General features: G+C 67.0%; 20 protein-coding genes. 11 read left to right on the forward strand and 9 right to left on the reverse strand.

The annotated features are described in order from the left end of the window. Window positions 1–127: 127 nt before the first annotated feature. Together PV764_RS11715 and PV764_RS11720 are read right to left on the reverse strand one after the other, a co-directional pair. Complete coding sequence (locus PV764_RS11715) at window positions 128–571, reverse strand: carboxymuconolactone decarboxylase family protein (RefSeq protein ID WP_026070203.1); 444 nt, start codon at window positions 569–571, stop codon at window positions 128–130. A gap of 35 nt (window positions 572–606) precedes the next feature. Next, a complete protein-coding gene (locus PV764_RS11720) occupies window positions 607–1,503 on the reverse strand; it encodes an RNA polymerase sigma-70 factor (RefSeq protein ID WP_284129044.1) in 897 nt (298 codons plus the stop codon). Between the two features lie 154 nt (window positions 1,504–1,657). Here PV764_RS11720 and PV764_RS11725 point away from each other — a divergent pair, with 154 nt between their 5' ends. The 3 genes from PV764_RS11725 (at window position 1,658) to PV764_RS11735 (ending at window position 4,400) form a co-directional block, all read left to right on the forward strand. After that, complete coding sequence (locus PV764_RS11725) at window positions 1,658–3,175, forward strand: fumarate hydratase (RefSeq protein WP_019185911.1); 1,518 nt, start codon at window positions 1,658–1,660, stop codon at window positions 3,173–3,175. Between the two features lie 149 nt (window positions 3,176–3,324). Further along, window positions 3,325–3,960 carry a glutathione S-transferase family protein gene (locus tag PV764_RS11730; RefSeq protein ID WP_284129045.1) on the forward strand — a complete coding sequence of 212 codons (636 nt, stop codon included), beginning with the start codon at window positions 3,325–3,327 and terminating at the stop codon, window positions 3,958–3,960. Window positions 3,961–4,016: 56 nt separating this feature from the next. Further along, window positions 4,017–4,400, forward strand: coding sequence for a hypothetical protein (locus PV764_RS11735; protein WP_046274189.1), 384 nt, complete (start codon window positions 4,017–4,019; stop codon window positions 4,398–4,400). Between the two features lie 117 nt (window positions 4,401–4,517). Here PV764_RS11735 and arsC read toward each other — a convergent pair whose 3' ends face one another. From arsC to PV764_RS11750, 3 genes are all read right to left on the reverse strand, one after another. Then, on the reverse strand, window positions 4,518–4,871 hold the full coding sequence (gene arsC / locus PV764_RS11740) for an arsenate reductase (glutaredoxin) (protein WP_421116666.1): 354 nt from the start codon (window positions 4,869–4,871) through the stop codon (window positions 4,518–4,520). Further along, window positions 4,871–6,037, reverse strand: coding sequence for a phospholipase A (locus PV764_RS11745; protein ID WP_046274187.1), 1,167 nt, complete (start codon window positions 6,035–6,037; stop codon window positions 4,871–4,873). Before PV764_RS11745 ends, arsC begins: the two co-directional genes overlap by 1 nt. 153 nt (window positions 6,038–6,190) lie before the next feature. Beyond that, the gene (locus PV764_RS11750; RefSeq protein ID WP_046274186.1) at window positions 6,191–6,676 is read right to left on the reverse strand and encodes a DUF456 domain-containing protein; all 486 of its coding nucleotides are present in this window, start codon (window positions 6,674–6,676) and stop codon (window positions 6,191–6,193) included. A gap of 232 nt (window positions 6,677–6,908) precedes the next feature. Between PV764_RS11750 and PV764_RS11755 the strand changes: the two genes are divergently transcribed. After that, window positions 6,909–7,112 carry a cold-shock protein gene (locus tag PV764_RS11755; protein WP_019185917.1) on the forward strand — a complete coding sequence of 68 codons (204 nt, stop codon included), beginning with the start codon at window positions 6,909–6,911 and terminating at the stop codon, window positions 7,110–7,112. Between the two features lie 85 nt (window positions 7,113–7,197). On the opposite strand, the gene PV764_RS11760 is transcribed toward PV764_RS11755, so the two are convergent. After that, window positions 7,198–7,683: a glycine zipper 2TM domain-containing protein gene (locus PV764_RS11760; protein WP_421116667.1), complete on the reverse strand. Its 486-nt coding sequence runs from the start codon at window positions 7,681–7,683 to the stop codon at window positions 7,198–7,200. A 118-nt stretch (window positions 7,684–7,801) separates the two neighbouring features. Continuing rightward, window positions 7,802–8,242, reverse strand: a complete 441-nt coding sequence (locus PV764_RS11765; RefSeq protein WP_019185919.1) for a cytochrome c — start codon at window positions 8,240–8,242, stop codon at window positions 7,802–7,804. Window positions 8,243–8,338: 96 nt separating this feature from the next. Between PV764_RS11765 and PV764_RS11770 the strand changes: the two genes are divergently transcribed. After that, window positions 8,339–9,151, forward strand: a complete 813-nt coding sequence (locus PV764_RS11770) for a tRNA threonylcarbamoyladenosine dehydratase (protein WP_019185920.1) — start codon at window positions 8,339–8,341, stop codon at window positions 9,149–9,151. 19 nt (window positions 9,152–9,170) lie between these two features. Here the strand turns inward: PV764_RS11770 and PV764_RS11775 are convergent, their stop codons facing one another. Further along, window positions 9,171–9,932, reverse strand: coding sequence for a TatD family hydrolase (locus PV764_RS11775; RefSeq protein ID WP_421116668.1), 762 nt, complete (start codon window positions 9,930–9,932; stop codon window positions 9,171–9,173). Continuing rightward, entirely contained in the window at window positions 9,929–10,153 is a 225-nt protein-coding gene (locus tag PV764_RS11780; RefSeq protein WP_046274184.1) for a DUF6116 family protein, read from the reverse strand. The genes PV764_RS11775 and PV764_RS11780 overlap by 4 nt, the downstream gene beginning before the upstream one ends. 159 nt (window positions 10,154–10,312) lie before the next feature. Here PV764_RS11780 and PV764_RS11785 point away from each other — a divergent pair, with 159 nt between their 5' ends. From PV764_RS11785 to PV764_RS11810, 6 genes are all read left to right on the forward strand, one after another. After that, window positions 10,313–11,143 carry a glycine zipper 2TM domain-containing protein gene (locus tag PV764_RS11785; protein WP_019185923.1) on the forward strand — a complete coding sequence of 277 codons (831 nt, stop codon included), beginning with the start codon at window positions 10,313–10,315 and terminating at the stop codon, window positions 11,141–11,143. Between the two features lie 131 nt (window positions 11,144–11,274). Then, window positions 11,275–11,826 (forward strand): GNAT family N-acetyltransferase, encoded by a 552-nt coding sequence (locus PV764_RS11790; protein ID WP_046274182.1) that lies wholly within the window; start codon window positions 11,275–11,277, stop codon window positions 11,824–11,826. A 109-nt stretch (window positions 11,827–11,935) separates the two neighbouring features. Continuing rightward, complete coding sequence (locus PV764_RS11795; protein WP_421116669.1) at window positions 11,936–14,215, forward strand: thiamine pyrophosphate-dependent enzyme; 2,280 nt, start codon at window positions 11,936–11,938, stop codon at window positions 14,213–14,215. A 3-nt stretch (window positions 14,216–14,218) separates the two neighbouring features. Next, on the forward strand, window positions 14,219–16,162 hold the full coding sequence (gene asnB, locus PV764_RS11800; protein ID WP_421116670.1) for an asparagine synthase (glutamine-hydrolyzing): 1,944 nt from the start codon (window positions 14,219–14,221) through the stop codon (window positions 16,160–16,162). 165 nt (window positions 16,163–16,327) lie between these two features. Further along, the gene (locus PV764_RS11805) at window positions 16,328–16,888 is read left to right on the forward strand and encodes an NADPH-dependent FMN reductase (RefSeq protein ID WP_421116671.1); all 561 of its coding nucleotides are present in this window, start codon (window positions 16,328–16,330) and stop codon (window positions 16,886–16,888) included. 215 nt (window positions 16,889–17,103) lie between these two features. Next, window positions 17,104–18,528 (forward strand): replicative DNA helicase, encoded by a 1,425-nt coding sequence (locus tag PV764_RS11810; protein WP_019185928.1) that lies wholly within the window; start codon window positions 17,104–17,106, stop codon window positions 18,526–18,528. Window positions 18,529–18,620 lie beyond the last annotated feature (92 nt).

The raw sequence follows: 18,620 nt of genomic DNA on the forward strand, positions 1-18,620 counted from the left end.
CGGAGCCGGCCAGCGGCCGGCACTACCCGTGCAGCATGACGATCATGCGGAGCCGGCCAGCGGCCGGCACTACCCGTGCAGCATGACGATCATGCGGAGCCGGCCAGCGGCCGGCACTACCCGTTGCTTATGGCAGCGGCGGCAGCAGGCCGGCGCCGAGGCGGTTCCAGGCGTTGATCACCGCGATGCCCATGCTCAGGTCGCTGATGCCCTTCTCATCGAAATGCGGTGCCAGGGCGTCGTAGGCGGCATCGGACGGGGCGGCGCTGCTCAAGCGGGTCAGCGCCTCGGCCCAGCCCAGCGCGGCGCGCTCGCGCGCATCGAAGAAGCGGCTCTCGTGCCAGGCTGGCAGCGTATCGAGCTTGCGCGGTTCGATGCCGCCCTTGCGCAGGGTGGTGGCATGCATGTCCATGCAGTAGCCGCAGCCATTGATCTGCGAGACACGCAGGAACACCAGTTCCATCAATACGGGGTCGATCGAACTGTCGTGCACGGCCTTGCTGGTGGCGAGCAGGCCCTTGAAGGCCTCGGCGGCGAGGCGGGTGTATGGAACGCGCGGTGAGGTGGACATCGGGGACTCCATGACGGCCGCAATGGCCGTCTTCATCAGGAGGACGCGCCAGCATCGCGCGCTGTGACAAGGCCGGTGAGTTTTTCCGGATTGAGCACGCTGAGCACGCGCACGATCCGTCCGGCATCGACCGTGATCATCGTCACCGAGTGCAGCTGGTCGCCCGCGAAACGCAGGATCGCCGGCTCGCCATTGACCTGGCCGAGCTGCGCCGGATGCTGGCCGTTGCGGCGCGCGATCGCCCAGTACAGCTGCGCGATGCGCTCGGCGCCGAGCAGGGGGCGGATCGCTGCGGTCACGCGGCCACCGCCGTCGGAGATCATCTCGGCATTGGCATCAAGCAGGGCGCGGATCGCTTCCAGATCACCCTGCTGCGAGGCGTCCATGAAGCGCGCCAGCAGGTCGCGGTGCTGGGCGGGCGAGACCGTGAAGCGTGGGGCGCCCGTCTGCAGTCGCTGCCGCGCCCGGTGCACCAGTTGCCGGCAGTTGGCGGGGGAGTGCTCCAGCAGGGGCGCGATGTCCGGGTAGTCGTAGTCGAACACATCCTTGAGCAGGAAGGCGGCGCGCTCATCCGGCTTGAGCTGCTCCAGCAGCGCCAGGAAAGCCACCGAGACCTCGTCGGCGAGGGCATGGCGCTCGGCTGGGTCCTGCAGCGGGTCCGGGTCCAGGGCGATCTCCAGCGGCTCGGGCAGCCACGGCCCGACGTACTCCACGCGCGCGCTGCGCAGGGCGCGCAGCCGGTCCAGGCCGAGCCGGGTGGTGGCCGTCACCAGCCAGCCCTCCGGGTCGCGGATCACGCCGGTGTCGGCGCCCTGCCAGCGCAGCCAGGCGTCCTGGACGATGTCCTCGGCGTCGCTGCGGCTGCCCAGCAGGCGGTAGGCCAGGGCGAACAGGCGGGGGCGGTGGGTCTGGAAGGTATCGGTCGGGGTCATGCCAGGAGGACGCGGCCGGGCAGGCCGCTGTGACAAGGCGGGGCGCCCACTGTGCACCAAACCCCGCCACCGCGAGCGATTCTCAACGCCGCCGGGCGGTAGTTGTTAAAATCGGCGGTTCAACCCCCGCCAGCCTCCAGCAAGCGAGCAAGTCGTGACATCGATCAAGCAGGAAGACCTCATCCAGTCCATCGCCGACGCGCTGCAGTACATCTCGTACTACCACCCGGTCGATTACATCAAGAGCCTCAACGCTGCCTATGAGCGCGAAGAGTCGCCGGCCGCGAAGGAGGCGATGGCCCAGATCCTGATCAATTCGCGCATGTGCGCCGAAGGCCACCGGCCGATCTGCCAGGACACCGGCATCGTCACCGTGTTCCTGGAAATCGGCATGAACGTGCGCTGGGACGACGCCACCATGGGCGTGGAGGACATGGCCAACGAAGGCGTGCGCCGCGCCTACAACTACCCGGACAACAAGCTGCGCGCCTCGGTGCTGGCCGATCCGGCCGGCAAGCGCATCAACACCAAGGACAACACGCCGGGCGTGGTCAACGTCAAGGTGGTGCCAGGTGACACCGTGGAGGTGATCGTCGCGGCCAAGGGCGGCGGTTCGGAAGCCAAGAGCAAGTTCGCCATGCTCAACCCGTCCGACTCGATCGTGGACTGGGTACTCAAGACCGTGCCGACCATGGGCGCCGGCTGGTGCCCGCCGGGCATGCTCGGCATCGGCATCGGCGGCACCGCCGAGAAGGCGATGCTGCTGGCCAAGGAATCGCTGATGGAGCCGATCGACATCAACGAGCTCAAGGCCCGTGGCGCCTCCAACCGCGCCGAAGAGCTGCGCCTGGAGCTGTTCGACAAGGTCAACGCGCTGGGCATCGGTGCGCAGGGCCTGGGCGGCCTGACCACCGTGCTGGACATCAAGGTCAAGGACTTCCCGACCCACGCCGCCAATCTGCCGGTGGCGATGATCCCGAACTGCGCGGCCACCCGCCATGCGCACTTCACCCTGGATGGCAGTGGCCCGGTGATGCTCGACCCGCCCTCGCTGGAAGACTGGCCGCAGATCACCTACGACGCCTCCAAGGGCACCCGTGTCGATCTGGACACGATCACTCCGGAAGACGTCGCCAGCTGGAAGCCGGGCCAGACCCTGCTGCTCAACGGCAAGCTGCTGACCGGCCGCGACGCCGCGCACAAGCGCATGGTGGAAATGCTGGACAAGGGCGAGCCGCTGCCGGTCGACCTCAAGGGCCGCTTCATCTACTACGTCGGCCCGGTCGATCCGGTGCGCGACGAAGTGGTGGGCCCGGCCGGCCCGACCACCGCCACCCGCATGGACAAGTTCACCCGCCAGGTGCTGGAACAGACTGGCCTGCTGGGCATGGTCGGCAAGGCCGAGCGCGGCCCGGCGGCGATCGAAGCGATCCGTGACAACAAATCGGCCTACCTGATGGCGGTCGGCGGCTCGGCGTACCTGGTGTCCAAGGCGATCAAGGCAGCCAAGGTGGTCGGCTTCGCCGATCTGGGCATGGAAGCGATCTACGAGTTCACCGTGCAGGACATGCCGGTCACCGTGGCGGTGGATTCCACCGGCGAGTCCGTGCACCAGACCGGCCCGCGCGAATGGCAGGCCCGCATCGGCAAGATTCCGGTCGTGGTTGCCTGAGGCTTCCGGTCGCGGCAATACGGCAGGTATCGGCCACGGGTCGATACGCTGCTGAAACGAAAACGGCGCCCGAGGGCGCCGTTTTTCGTTGCCCACCCCTGCGCGTGCCGCCCGCATAATGCGGGCCTTCCCCTGAGAGGCACCCACGCATGCGCACCACGTTGTATGGATCGCCGAGTACCGCCGCCCTGGTCGTCCATTGGCTGTTGCTGGAACTGCAGATCGAGCACGATCTGGTGCTGTTGGATTTCGACAAGCGCGAGCACAAGGATGCCGCGTATCTCGCGTTGAATCCCGCGGGCCTGGTGCCGACGCTGGTGCTGGACGGGCAGGTATTGACCGAAGCGGCAGCGATCGCGCTGCACCTGGCCGACCGCCATCCGGAAGCGGCCCTGCTGCCAGCCCCGGGGACTGCCGATCGCGCCGAGGCCTACCGCTGGATGTTCTGGTGTGCCAACACCGTGCAGCCGGCGTACCGGGCATGGTTCTACCCGCAGGAAATGGCCGGCCCCGAGCATGCGGAGGCGACCCGCCAGCGGGCGCGCGAGCGGCTGGAAGGCGCGTGGCAGCACCTGGCCGAGCATCTGTCCACGCGCGGGCCGTATGTGCTGGGCGACGCGTTGAGCGTCGTCGATTTCATGCTGGTGATGCTGATGCGTTGGTCGCGCAACATGCCCACGCCGAGTGACACCTGGCCGGCGTTGAAGGCCTACGCCGATCGTCTGAAAGCACGGCCGGCGTTCGCCGAGGTCTACCGGCGCGAGGGCATCACCGACTGGCGCTGAGGTCGATGGCAGGTCGGAAAGAAGTGCTGCTAAAGTCGGGCGTGTGCCGTTCAAGGATGATCGCGATGGGCGTAAAAGGGAGCGTGCTGTGGCTGTTGCCGTTGCTGGTGATGGCGGGGCTGGCCGGGTGCGCGGGCTACGAGATCCAGCGCCCGATCAGCGCTACGGGACAGCAGTGCATGCAGACCTGCGATGCGCGGCGGGATCAGTGCACCTGGCAGGCAGAGGCGGTGGCGCGTTCGGAGGGCGATTCGTGTGCCTTCAGCCAGCAGCGGCTGGCGAGCCGCTGTTCGGCGTATACCAGCGAGAGCGACCGGCACCGCTGCGAAACCGCCAATGGCGGCACGAGCTGCATCACTCCCACGGCCAACACCTCGCCATGCAGGGAGCGCTGGGAGCTCTGTGCACTTGACTGTGGCGGGACGATGGTGGAGCGCTGACCGCCTGCCTGCAAAGCTGACCGGCAGTGCTGTTGCCGCAACCGGCTGCCCGCACTGACCTGCGGCGAGGATAACAACCGGTGTACCAGCCGCTGTGGAGGCAGCTGAGGCGCAGTCTTACGCAGGCAGGATCTCCAGCACCGTCTCCGGTGGCCGGCACAGACGTGCCCCGCGCGGAGTCTCCACGATCGGGCGGTTGATCAGCTCCGGGTGGGCGACCATCGCGTCGATCAGCGCGGCATCGGACAACGCCTCGTCGTCCAGCCCGAGCGAAGCGTAGGCCGGCTCCTTGCTGCGCAGCAACGCCCGCGGGGCGATGCCCATGCGCGTGATCAACGCAGCCAGCGTCGGGCGGTCCGGCGGCGTCTTAAGGTATTGGATCACCACCGGCTCAATGCCGTGCTCACGCAGCAGTTCCAGCGCCCCGCGTGAATTGCTGCAGCGCGGGTTGTGCCAGATCGTCACCGCCATCAATACCACTCCAGCAGCGACACACCCAGGCCCACATACGTGGCCTTGTGGTTGTAGTCGATCATGCTCTCGCCGTAGCCATCGAAGATCTGCACGTGACCGCGCAGCAGGTTGCTGATCGGGAAGCCGTAATCAAGCTGCAGCGCACCGTGCGAGCGATCACCGCCACGCAGCGAGTGCCGCGCCATCAGCGAGACCTCGTGACCGTTCTTGTTCCAGGTCAGGGTGGCGTCGCCGCGGCCCATGTAATCGGAGATGTCCGGGTTGTTGTCGTCCTTGCGGTCTTCCGGGATGCGATACCACGGGCGCAGGACCAGCGCCCAGTTCTCGCGGTCCAGGCCGACGGTGGCGATCACCCGGTTCCAGCTGCGCGACAGGGGATCGGCGCGGCCGTTGGACATGTGGTTGACACTGATTCCGCTCATGCGCCCGCGCCAGCCGCCGATCGAGTAGCCGTTGCGGAACATCAGCATCACTTCCGGCTCGTAATTGGTCTCACGGAACGGACGCGAGTTGTCGGCGTTGTAGGCCTGCCAGCGCGAGCTCTGCGTGTAGCCGGCCCAGATGTCGCCGTTGTCGCCGAACAGGTTCTCCACGACCTTGGTCTTGAAGCTGAGCTGGAACTTCAGTTCCGCGCTGTCCAGCTGCTGCGAGGTGGTGACCGTATTGACCGGGTTGGGCGACTGCGGCATCTGGTTCTTGTCGCTGGTCCAGAAGGCGGGCAGCAGGTAGACCGGCTTGTAGGCGCGCAGCTGGAAGGCGCCCAGCTTGGAGTCCTGGGCCAGTTCCCAGCGGCTGTCCAGCAGCGAGCCCTTGCCGGCGTTGGCCAGGGCGTCCTGATGGCCGTCGTTCTTGAACACTTCGCCAAGACGCTGCTTCACCCGCTGTGCCGCAGGCGCATCGGCCTCGGCCCCGCGTGCGGCCTGGCGCTCTTCGCGGCGTTCCTGCTTTGCGGCGGTGGCCGCCGCATCGGCGGCCAAGGTCACGTCCGGCGTACGACCAAACAGCGTGTCGTAGCACGCCAGACGCGCCGCGTCGGTGTCCACCAGGGCGCAGGCCTCCGGTGACGCCGGCTTCGGTGCCGCCTCCTGTGCTGCAGCGGGCAGGGCGGTGCCGGCCAAGGCCAGGGCAGTGAACAGGGCGGAGCGGGAATAGGGCAGGGTCATGGGAGCAGGGCCGCGTGACAAAAATGAATGGGTCTGATCGCACAGTGTCGCCGCTGCCCGGCATTCCTGCCAGCACGCGATGCCATGGATCTGACCGGGTTTATGCCGGTCAGTGGTGTGCTCGGGGTGTGAACGTCCGCGTGTCGTGGGCGGTCAGAAGATCCAGGCAAAGGCGAACAGGCTCAGCATCGCGATCACCAGCGCCAGCTTCAGGGCGAATCCGAGCAGGATGCCCAGCCACGTCGCCAGGCCCACCTTGGTGGACCGCCCAAGCTCGCGTGTGTGCCAGTACTCGCCCAGCAGGGCGCCGGCCAACGGCCCGACGAACAGACCGATCGGCATGAAGAACACGCCGGCGATGCTGCCCAGGAACGTACCCCACAGGGCCTTGCGGCTGGCACCTACGCGTTGCGCGCCGACCACGGTGGCCAGGATGTCCACGGCGAAGGAAACCAGCGTCAACAGGCCGAGCAGCGTCAGCGGCAGCCAGCCCACATGCACGAAGCCATCGGCCCATGCGGCCAGCAGCAGGCCGGCGAACACCAGCGGAATGCCGGGCAGGGCGGGGAGGATGATGCCGGCGATGCCAACCAGCACCAGGAGGACGGCTAGCAGATACAAGATGAATGAAGGGTCCATGCTGTCCAGTATGGTTCCTGAAATGGGGTTGACATCGCAAGCTTTTGGCTAGTTGCTTTTTCGTTTTGCTCGGGTTAAGTTGCAGGCGCTGAGCTTGGCAAGGTCACCGTGGATCGTGGCCTGATGATGGTAGATCTTCCGGATCCGCTGCATCGTTGCACCTCGCTTCCCCCTTGCTGTCAGCCGCCTGTACGGGTGTATCCAACAACAAGACAGTTAGGGAGTAGCTGAGATGGCTGAGAAGGGCACCGTCAAGTGGTTCAACGACGCGAAGGGTTTCGGGTTCATCAGCCGTGAGAGCGGCGAAGATGTATTCGTGCACTTCCGTGCGATCGAATCCCAGGGCTTCAAGAGCCTGAAGGAAGGTCAAGCGGTCGAGTTCGAAGTGGTGACTGGCCAGAAGGGCCTGCAGGCCGACAAGGTCAAGCCGCTCTGAGCGCACGCCGGGTCCTGCCTGGTTGAGACATGAAAAGGGCCCGCGCAAGCGGGCCCTTTTCATTGCACGCCGTGTGCGGGGCAGATCAGCGCAGGATCACCTTGCCGTTGACCACGCGGACATAGGTGTTCTCGCGGATCCCGCCCAGATCGCGCTGGTTGACCACGACCGTGCGACCGTCATCCATGCGTACCGTGATGTCGAAGGTATCGCTGGTCACGTTCTTCTGGATCTGGTTGCCGGCCAGTGCACCACCCACCGCGCCTGCGGCGGCGGCGATGTTCTTGTTGCCACGGCTGCCACCGGTGTGGTCGGAGATTTCATGGCCGGCGACCGCGCCGACGATGCCACCCAGGACCGCGCCGGTCGCGCTCGGCGCGCTGCGGCCCGAAGCGACCTGGTTGATGCGGGTCACGATGCCGCAGTCAGCGCAGCGGTTGGTGTTGTAGTTGCCGCCGGAATTGCCGTAGCCGTTGTTGTAGACACTGCTGCCGTAGCCCGGCGAGGTGGTGGCACAGCCAGCCAGGGCGACGGTGGCAACAGCAGCGGCGGCGATCAGTTGAATCTTCATGGTGTATCTCCTGGCCAGAGGGGTGGTCGAATGCGTCTGGTGCGCATGGGGCAGATCGTTTCCTGTGCTGCGTGAACAGCGTGCCAATCCCGGGCTGCCAGCGTGGCTGGAAGATGAATCAGCGGAAATCCTGGTGGCAGGCCTTGCAGTCGGTCTGGATCTTTTCCACCAGCGTGGCCATACCCGGGCAGTCGGTCGGCGGCGCGGCCAATGCCTCGTTGAGCGTGGCGCGCAGGGCGCTGGCGTGCTGCTGGAAGCCCTGGCTGTCCTTCAGGCCGGGAAAGGCCAGGTCCAGATCATTGGACAGCGAGCGCAGGGTCTGCAGCCGCGGCACGGTATCGGCCAGGCTGCAGCGGTTCTGCGCCTGCGCCGCCTGCAGCAGCTCCACCTGGCGGTTCATCACGTGCATCAGCGCATCCGGGAAGGGGTCCTGGCGGGCCTGGATGGCGCGCGAGACCATCACCGTGGCGATCAGGCCGATCACCAGCCCGAGCAGGCCGACGAACAGGTAGCGATAGGCGGCGGAGGGGCGGCGGGATGGCGTCACGGGGTCGTTCATGGTGAAGGCTTCCTTGAGGGATGGCTGCGGCGATGGTACGACGCGTCCTGTCCACGGCGCGTACCGGCGCTGGCCTGCGCGCATTAAAATGTCCGCATGAACGACGTACTGCGCGAACGATTTGCCGGCATCGACCGGTTGTATGGGGTAGGCACCGTGGATCTGCTCGCCACCCGCCGGGTGGCGGTGGTGGGCATGGGCGGGGTTGGCTCGTGGGTGGTGGAAGCGCTGGCGCGCACGGCGGTCGGGCATCTGACCCTGATCGATGCCGACGACATCTGTGTCTCCAACACCAACCGCCAGCTGCCCGCGCTGGCCGGCCAGTACGGCCGCAACAAGGCCGAGGCGATGGCCGAGCGCTGCCGCGCGATCAACCCGGACATCAGCGTCGATGCGATCGCCTCGTTCCTGACCGTGTCCAACATGGTCGAGCTGCTGGACCGCGATTTCGATCTGGTGATCGATGCGTGCGACAGCTTCCGGGTCAAGGTCGAGACCATTGCCTGGTGCCGCCGCCGCAAGCTGCCGATCCTGACCGTGGGCGCTGCCGGCGGCCGTACCGATCCCACCCTGGTGCGGATCCGGGACGTGTCGCGCACCGAGCACGACGCGATGATGGCGCTGATCCGCAAGAAGTTGCGCAGTGATTTCAACTTCCCCAAGAACGCCTCGCGCTACTTCGGCGTGCCGGCGGTGTACTCGCTGGAGAACGTGAAGTACCCGCAGGCTGACGGCAGCGTCTGTGGCATCCGTCCGAACCTCGGCGCGGACGCGGCGCTGAAGCTGGACTGCGGCGCGGGCCTGGGCGCGGCCACCCACATCACCGGTGCGTTCGCGTTTGCGGCGGTGGGCAAGGCGCTGGAGATGTTGATGAAGCCGAAGAAGGGTGCAGCGGCCGTCGAGGCTTGATCCGGGCGGACCGGTCCACTCACAGGCCGAACAATGCCTCGGCATTGGCCGTGGTCTGCGCGGCAATCGCCGCGGCCGGCTCCCCGCGCAGCCGCGCCACCGCCTCCAGGATCACCGGCAACCGCGCCGGCTCATTGCGCTCGCCGCGGATGCCTGCATCCGGCTGGTCCGGTGCGTCGGTCTCCAGCAGCAGCTGCTCCAGGGGCATGTTGGCCACCAGGCGGTGCAGGCGCTGGGCGCGGTCATAGGTCAGCGGGCCGCCCAGCCCGATCAGGAAGCCGAGCTGGTGCAGTTGCCGCGCCTGCTCGGGGCTGCCGGAAAAGCTGTGCACCACGCCGCGCAGGCCCCCGATCTGCTTGATCGCCGCGATCACCGCATCCACCGCGCGGCGCGCATGCACGATCACCGGCAGGTCGAATTCGCGCGCCAGCCTCAACTGGCCGAGGAAGTAATGCTGCTGGGTGTCCGGGTCCAGCCCTTCGACGAAGAAATCCAGCCCGCACTCGCCAACCGCGCAGGGGCGCTCGCGCTCCAGCCAAGCGCGTAGTTCGTCCAGGTGCTCGGGGCGGTGCTGATCCAGGAACATCGGGTGCAGTCCGTATGCCGGGTGCAATCCGTCGGCCAGCCTGCAGGCCTCCCGCAGCCCGGGCCAGCTGGCGGCGGTGACGGCCGGCACCACTTGCGCGAAAACACCCGCCGTGCGGGCGCGTGCGATCACCTCAGGCCGATCGGCATCGAACTCCCCCGCATCCAAGTGGCAATGACTGTCGACCAACCTCACGCGCGGCGCTTGCTCGGCAATGGCGGTGGCGTCGAGTCGCCGCGTCGTTTCCAGTTGGCCAGCAGCAGCGTGCCCAGGCCGAACAGGATTTCATCCACGAACGGCAGCGGGTCGGGGATCACCAGGGTCACCGCGAACAGCGCGGCCGTGATCTTGAACAGGGTGGGGTAGCGCAGCCGACGCGCCCATTCCAGCACCGGCAACAGTATGGGATTGGACATGGGGCACTCCTGGGCAGATGCTGTAAACGCTATCACGAGCCTGGGGCTCACCGAACCTGAATGGGCGGGAGGATGTTCACGATCCGTCGAGATTCCGTTCAGGCTGGCCGTGCTGGAATTCACTCAAGAACGTTGCGGATCGTCCGCAGGGAGCCGGTTATGAAAAGTACAACTACTACTGCTTTGGTCGCTGCAGGTGCGCTGCTGGTCGGCGGGATCGCCACTGCTGCCTTCATGAAGGGCGGCAGTGCCTCGCCCGATGCGGTGACCGCTGCTCAGACCCGGCCCACCCTGGACACCACGCCACTCGCCGACGATGGCGCGCGCACCGACCAGCTGGCCATTGAAGACAAGGCCGGCAAGCTGGAATACGCCGACATCGTCAAGGTCGATCCGCTGACCAGGAAGGAAAAGGCCTATGCCACCGTGATCGGCACCGAGCCGGTGCGCGAGACGTCCAGCACGCAGACGCCGCATGAAGTCTGCCAGGACGTGGTGGTCCAGGAACGCCTGCCCGAACGCGACGGCAACGTTGGCGGTACCGTCGCCGGTGCCGTGATCGGCGGCCTGCTGGGCAACCAGGTCGGCGGTGGCAATGGCCGCAAGGCCGCCACGGCCGCCGGTGCGGTTGCCGGTGGCATGATCGGCAACCAGGTGGACAAGCGCCATGTGGGTGGCCGTGTGGTCAACCGCACCGAGCGCCAGTGCCACACCGAAACCGCGACCTCCGAGTCGACCCGGGTGACCGGCTACAACGTCACCTACCGCAATGAGGATGGCACCACCGGCACCATGCGCATGGCCAGCAAGCCGGGCAATCGCATCCCGATGGGCACCACCAATGCGGTCACCGGCTACAACGTGACCTACCGTTACGACGGCGCCGAAAAGACCGTGAAGATGGACAACAAGCCGAGCAGCGATCGCCTGCCGGTGATCGACGGTCAGCTGGTCACCCAGACCGCCGCGCTGGGCGCGAACAACCAGTAAAGCGCAGCCGTTCGAACGCACCACCAACACGCCGGCAACTGCCGGCGTGTTGCGTTGTGGGGAACGGGGCACGGCATGCCGGTGGCTGCGTCTGCGATCATGGCGGTACACACGCAACAGACGAGGACGCCATGAGCATTTTCGACCTCCAGCTGGAGACCGAGCGCCTGATCCTGCGCCCGCCGCGCGCCGAGGATTTCGATGATTTCCTGCGCTTCTGCTCGGACCCGGAGGTGATGCAGCACCTGGGTGGCGTGCAGGCCCCCTCCCAGGCATGGCGCAGTTTCAGCTGCCTGGTGGGCAGCTGGCACCTGTATGGGTTTTCGATGTTCTCGGTGATCGAAAAAAGCAGCGGTGAGTGGGTTGGCCGCATGGGCCCGTGGCAACCGCTGGACTGGCCGGGCACCGAGGTCGGCTGGAGCATCCGCCGCGAGAGCTGGGGCAAGGGCTATGCGCCCGAAGCGGCGGTGGCCAGCATGGACTGGGCGTTCGACACGCTCGGCTGGGAAGAGATCATCCACACCATCGATGCGGCCAACGAAAACTCCAAGGTGGTCGCGCGCAAGCTCGGCAGCTCGCTGCTGCGCATGGGCGAGCTGCCGCCGCCGCACGCCGGCAAGCCGATCGAGATCTGGGGCCAGTCACGGCAGCAGTGGCAGCAGCGTCGGGCCACGCAGCGGTGATGCTGCACCCGCGCTTGGCAAATGCGATGGGGTGAGGCCAGACTCGGCATCGTGGGCAGGCCGCCCCATCCGGTTGTCCGCCTATGCAACACGTCACGGAGGCTGATGCATGTTTGCCGTGGTTCCCGATCCGATTCCCGCGCGCATGAAGGGCCTCAACCGGGCCGAAATCTGCGACGCCAACTTCATTGATTTCGTGCAGCAGTGGCGCGGCGATCCCGCGCCGACGCCGGCACCCGACGCGCCGATCCTGCCCGGCAGCACCCTGGATGCGCAGGGCTTTGCCGAACTGTTCGAATCACAGCTGATCAGCCGCCACCTGGACCTCATGGCGCGTGTACTGCGCGTGCAGAACAAGGTCTTCTATACGATCGGTTCGTCCGGCCATGAGGGCAATGCGCTGGTGGCACGGTTGGCGCGGCATACCGATCCGGCGTTCCTGCATTACTGCTCCGGCGGTTTCATGGCCGAGCGCTTCCGCAAGCTGCCGGGCATGGACCCGGTGATGGACGCGGCGCTCTCGTTCGCGGCCAGCCGGGACGATCCGGCCAGCGGTGGGCGCCACAAGGTGTGGGGCAGCAGACAACTGTGGGTGCTGCCGCAGACCTCCACCATCGCCTCGCACCTGCCCAAGGCCCTGGGCACGGCGCTGGCCATCGAAAGTGGGCGACGCATCGGCCACACGCTGCCGATCCCCGGCGACAGCGTGGTGATCTGCTCCTTCGGCGATGCCTCGGCCAACCACGCCACCGCGCAGACTGCGTTCAACACCGCCGCGTGGGCGGCGTACCAGCGGCTGCCGGCACCGATCCTGTTCGTCTGCGAGGACAACGGCATCGGCATCTCGGTGAAGACCCCGGATGGCTGGATCGCGCAGAGTTTCGCGCACCGCCCGGGCCTGGATTATTTCTACGCTGACGGCCTGGATCTGGTGGAGGGGCATGCACAGGTGGAGCGCGCGCTGGCCCATTGCCGGCAGACCCGGCGGCCGACCTTCCTGCACCTGCGCACCACGCGTTTGATGGGCCACGCCGGTACGGATTTCGAAATCGAATGGCGGCCGTTGCCGGAGCTGTGCGCGGCAGAAGCGAGCGATCCCCTGCTGCGCTCGGCGGCGATCGCGATGCAGTCCGGCTGGATGACCGCCGCGCAGGTGCTCGATCTCTACGAACGCGTGCGCGCGCGCTGTTTCGCCGCGGCCGCCGAAGCGGATCGACGGCCGAAGCTGACCGATCTGGCCGAGGTCGTGGCGCCGCTGGCGCCGTACTCGCCGGCGGCCGTCCAGGCAGAAGCCACGCGCACGGCCGCTGATGAGGCGCGCGTCGCTGCGTTTGGCGGTGCGGCGCAGCTGCCCGAAACACAACCGCCGCGCCACCTGGCGATCCAGATCAACCAGGCCCTGCACGATCTGATGGCCAAGTACCCGGCCACGCTGCTGTTCGGTGAGGATGTCGCGCAGAAGGGCGGGGTGTATACGGTCAGCAAGGGCCTGCTCAAGGCGTTCGGCCCGCGCCGGGTGTTCAACACCCTGCTGGATGAAACCATGATCCTGGGCATGGCGCAGGGCCTGGCCAACCTGGGCATGCTGCCGATTCCCGAGATCCAGTACCTGGCCTATCTCCACAACGCGGCCGACCAGCTGCGGGGGGAAGCGTGCTCGCTGCAGTTCTTCTCCAATGACCAGTACCGCAACCCGATGCTGGTGCGGATCGCGGGGCTCGGCTACCAGAAGGGCTTCGGCGGGCATTTCCACAACGACAACTCCATCGCCGCGCTGCGCGACATCCCCGGCCTGGTGGTCGGCTGTCCCTCGCGCGGCGACGATGCGGCGATGATGCTGCGCACCTTGGCCGCGCTGGCGACGGTCGATGGCCGGGTCGCGGTGTTCCTCGAGCCGATCGCGCTGTACATGAGCAAGGACCTGCACGCGCCGGGCGATGGCCAATGGCTGTTCCCGTATCCGGCACCGGACCAGGCACTGGTGCTCGGCGAGGGCCGGGTCTACGCGCCGGAGGCCAGTGACCTGGTCATCTTCACCTATGGCAACGGCGTGCCGATGAGCCTGCGTGCGGCGCGGGCGATCGAGCAGCAGCTGGGCTGGCAGGTGCGGGTGGTCGACCTGCGCTGGCTGGTGCCGCTCAACGCCGGGTTCATCAGCGGCCAGGCCGCCGATGCCCAGCGCGTGCTGGTGGTCGATGAGGGCCGGCACAGCGCCGGGGTGGGGGAGGGCGTGATCACCGCCCTGGTCGAGGCCGGGCTGGGGCACCTGCCGATCCAGCGGGTGTGCGGGGCCGATACCTACACGCCACTGGCGGGGGCAGCATTGTGCGTGCTTCCAAGCGACAATGCGGTATTGAACGCCGCCCTCGCGCTGGCGCAGGACCATTGATACATGTGTGGATTGGCAGGCATGCTGCTGCCCGCTCCGGCAAGGGAGCAGGCAGCACTGGAAGAACAGGCGCGGCGCATGGGCGACGCATTGGTGCACCGTGGTCCGGATGACAGCGGGGTATGGGCCGATGCCTCGGCCGGCATCGCGCTGGCGCACCGCCGGCTGAGCATCCTGGACCTGTCGCCGCTGGGCCATCAGCCGATGACCTCGGTCGATGGCCGCTACGTGCTGGTCTACAACGGCGAGGTCTACAACTTCGCCGAGCTGCGCGCCGAGCTGGAAGCGCTGGGGCATGCCTTCCGCGGCCATTCGGATACCGAAGTGCTGCTCGCCGCGATCACCCAGTGGGGCTTCGAGGAAACCCTGCAGCGCAGCAACGGCATGTTCGCCATCGCGCTGTGGGACCGCGCCGAGCGCTGTCTGTGGCTGGCCCGCGACCGGGTCGGCAAGAAGCCGCTGTACTACGGCTGGGCCGGTGAGACGCTGGTGTTCGGCTCCGAGCTCAAGGCCCTGTGGCAGCACCCGGCCTTCGACAACGAGGTCGACCGCGATGCGCTGACGCTGCTGCTGCGGCTGGATTACATTCCCGCGCCGCACTGCATCCACGAGCGCTGCTTCAAGCTGATGCCCGGCCGGGTGCTGCGGCTGGATGCCGAGGCGGTGGCCGCCGGCGCTGCCGCGCACCGTCCGGATCAGCTGCAGCAGCCGTTCTGGAATGCGCGCGAGCGCATGCAGCAGGCGCTGGCCGCCCCGTTCACGGGCAACGATGCCGAGGCCGAAGAACGCCTGGATGCGGTGCTGCGCGACGCGGTGGCGCTGCGCATGGTGGCCGATGTGCCGGTCGGCGTGTTCCTCTCCGGCGGTACCGATTCGTCGGTGGTGGCGGCGTTGATGCAGGCACAATCGAGCCAGCCGGTGCACAGTTTCAGCATCGGCTTTACCGGTTCGGACCATGACGAGGCGCCGCTGGCCAAGGCGCTGGCCCAGCACCTGGGCTGCGATCACACCGAGCTGTATGTCAGCGGCGCCGATGCGTTGGCCGTGGTGCCCAGCCTGCCGGCGATGTTCGATGAACCCTTCGCCGATGCCTCGCAGGTGCCCACGGCGCTGGTCGCCAGGTTGGCGCGGCAGGGCGTGACGGTGGCGCTGTCCGGTGACGGCGGCGACGAACTGTTCTTCGGTTACACCCGCTACCAGCGGGCGATGCGCAACTGGCGGCTGCTGGGCAAGGTGCCGGCGCCGCTGCGGCGCTGGATGGCCAGCCATTCACACACGCAGGGCGAGGCCTCGCGCACCGGTGGGCTGGCCGCGCTGCTGGCCGAGTCGGGCGCGCGCGGCATCGGCGATGTCTACCGCAACCGGATTTCCCGCTGGCGCGACCCGGTCGCTGCGGTACGTGGCGCGCAGGCGGCCGGCAGCTTCTACGACCTGGCCGATCCGCTGCACGGTGCCGGCTCGCCGGCCGACGCGATGATGCTGGCTGATTTCAGCACCTACCTGCCCGATGACCTGCTGTGCAAAGTGGACCGCACCAGCATGGCGGTCAGCCTGGAAGCCCGTGCACCGCTGCTGGACTGGCGCGTGGCCGAGTTTGCCTGGTCGCTGCCGATGGCGATGAAGCAGCGCGATGGCGTGAGCAAGTACCTGCTCAAGCGCGTGCTGGGCCGCTACGTGCCGCAGGACATGGTGCACCGCCCCAAACGTGGCTTTGGTGCCCCGGTCAGCGCGTGGCTCAAGGGCGACCTGCGCGGCTGGGCCGATGAACTGCTGGATCCGGCGCGGCTGGCCGAGGAGGGCGTGTTCAATGTCGAGGCGGTCGCCCCGCTGTGGCAGCAGTTCAAGCAAGGCGAGCGCAAATGGCACACACACCTGTGGAACGTGCTGATGTTCCAGGCCTGGCAGGCGCATTGGCGCAGCGCACGCGCCGACGTGACGCGCGCATAGCGCTACGCGTGCGGGTCGGGACACGGAAGGCAGCCACCCATGGGGTGGCTCTACCGTATGTGGTGTCGGCCGTAGCGCCGCGCCATGCGTGGCTGACGTCGCCTTCACCGTTGCCGAAGGTAGGTCCGCCTAGGCTGGACCTTTCCCCCCAACGGAGCAAACGTGATGGCCGAATACAAGATCGCGGTACTCGTCGGTAGTCTGCGAAAGGGCTCGCACAATCAGGCGTTGGCGCGCGCGCTGGAGAAGCTGGCCGCCGGCAAGGCGTCGTTCTCCTACGTGGAGATCGGCGACCTGCCGCTGTACAACCAGGATTTCGACAAGGACTACCCCAGCCAGGGCGTCCGCCTCAAACAGCAGATCCGTGACGCCGATGCGGTGCTGTTCGTCACCCCCGAATACAACCGCTCGCTGCCGGGCGTGCTCAAGAACGCCATCGACCTCGGCTCGCGCCCGTATGGCGACAGTGCCTTCGCCGGCAAGCCTGCGGCGGTGATCGGTGCCTCGATCGGTGTGATCGGCACCGCCCTGGCCCAGCAGCACCTGCGTAACATCCTGGCCTACCTGGACATGCCGGTGCTGGGCCAGCCCGAGGCCTTCCTGCACTTCAAGGAAGGGCTGATCGACGAGCAGGGCACGATCAGCAACGAGGGCACCAAGGACTTCCTGCAGGGCTTCGTGGACACGTTCATCGCCTGGGTCGGCACCCACGGCGACACGCACTGATCCACCGCGGGAGGGTGGCGCTTCTGCGATAATGGCGTGGACGGGCGTCGCAATGGCGTCCGTCGCACGCAATGCGACGGCCCCGGCCGATCGTTCCGGCAGGCGCCGGTATCCCCAGCTCATCCACTGCTTATCCACAGGTTTGTGCATGGCTGCGGGGCTCCCCGCGTGCCTACCATGTCCCACGCCTCACACTGCAGGAAGTACGCCCCCCCATGTCCGCCCGTTCTGGTTTCCGTTCCGACCGCAAAGACCGCGGTGACCGCTTTGATCGCGATGAAATGCGCATCGACGCCCTGCGCGTGCCGCCGCATTCGATCGAGGCCGAGCAGGCGGTGCTGGGCGGGCTGATGCTGGCCCCGGAAAGCTATGACCGAGTCAACGACCAGCTGACCGAAACCGACTTCTACCGCCGCGATCACCAGATGATCTACCGCGCGATCCGCGAGCTGTCCGAGCGCGACCGCCCGTTCGATGCGGTGACCCTGGGCGAGTGGTTCGAATCGCAGGGCAAGATGGAGCTGGTCGGCGATGGCGCCTACTTGATCGAACTGGCCAGCACCACGCCGTCGGCCGCCAACATCGCCGCCTATGCGGAGATCGTGCGCGACAAGGCGGTGCTGCGCCAGCTGATCCAGGTCGGCACCGACATCGTCAACGATGGCTTCCAGCCTGAAGGGCGCGAGAGCAGCGAGCTGCTCTCGGCCGCGGAAAAGTCCGTGTTCGCGATCGCCGAGCAGGGCGCGCGCGGCCGCACCGACTTCGTGGCGATGCCCGGCGCGCTGAAGGATGCCTTCGAAGAGCTGCGCATCCGCTTCGAAAACGGCGGCAACATCACCGGCCTGCCGACCGGCTATGCCGACTTCGATGCGATGACCGCCGGCCTGCAGCCGACCGACCTGATCATCCTGGCCGCGCGTCCGGCCATGGGCAAGACCACCTTCGCGCTGAACATCGCCGAGTACGCCGCGATCAAATCCAAGAAGGGCGTGGCGGTGTTCTCGATGGAAATGTCGGCCTCGCAGCTGGCGATGCGCCTGATTTCCTCCAATGGCCGCATCAACGCCCAGCGCCTGCGTACCGGCCAGCTGGAAGACGAGGACTGGAGCCGCGTCACCGGCGCGATCCGGATGCTGAAGGAAACCAAGATCTTCATTGACGATACGCCGGGCGTGTCGCCGGAAATCCTGCGCTCCAAGTGCCGCCGCCTCAAGCGCGAGCACGACCTGGGCCTGATCGTGATCGACTACCTGCAGCTGATGAGCGTGCCGGGCAACAGCGAAAACCGCGCGACCGAAATCTCGGAAATCTCGCGTTCGTTGAAGGGCCTGGCCAAGGAGCTCAACGTGCCGGTGATCGCCCTGTCCCAGCTCAACCGCTCGCTGGAAACGCGTACCGACAAGCGCCCGGTGATGGCCGATCTTCGCGAATCCGGCGCTATCGAGCAGGATGCGGACATGATCGTCTTCATCTACCGCGACGATTACTACAACAAGGAAAACTCCCCGGACAAGGGCCTGGCCGAGATCATCATCGGCAAGCACCGAGGCGGCCCGACCGGCTCGTGCAAGCTCAAGTTCTTCGGTGAATACACCCGCTTCGACAATCTGTCGCACGATTCGGTGGGTTCGTTCGAGTAAGCGGCCGGGGCATCGCGCATTGGCCTGCACTGTGATGGCGCCCACAAACCGCTAAAGATCCCCTGCGCCGGGCCGTTACCGCACCCGGTACC

The organism is Stenotrophomonas sp. AS1, from assembly GCF_048957655.1.
Taxonomy (GTDB): domain Bacteria; phylum Pseudomonadota; class Gammaproteobacteria; order Xanthomonadales; family Xanthomonadaceae; genus Stenotrophomonas; species Stenotrophomonas bentonitica_A.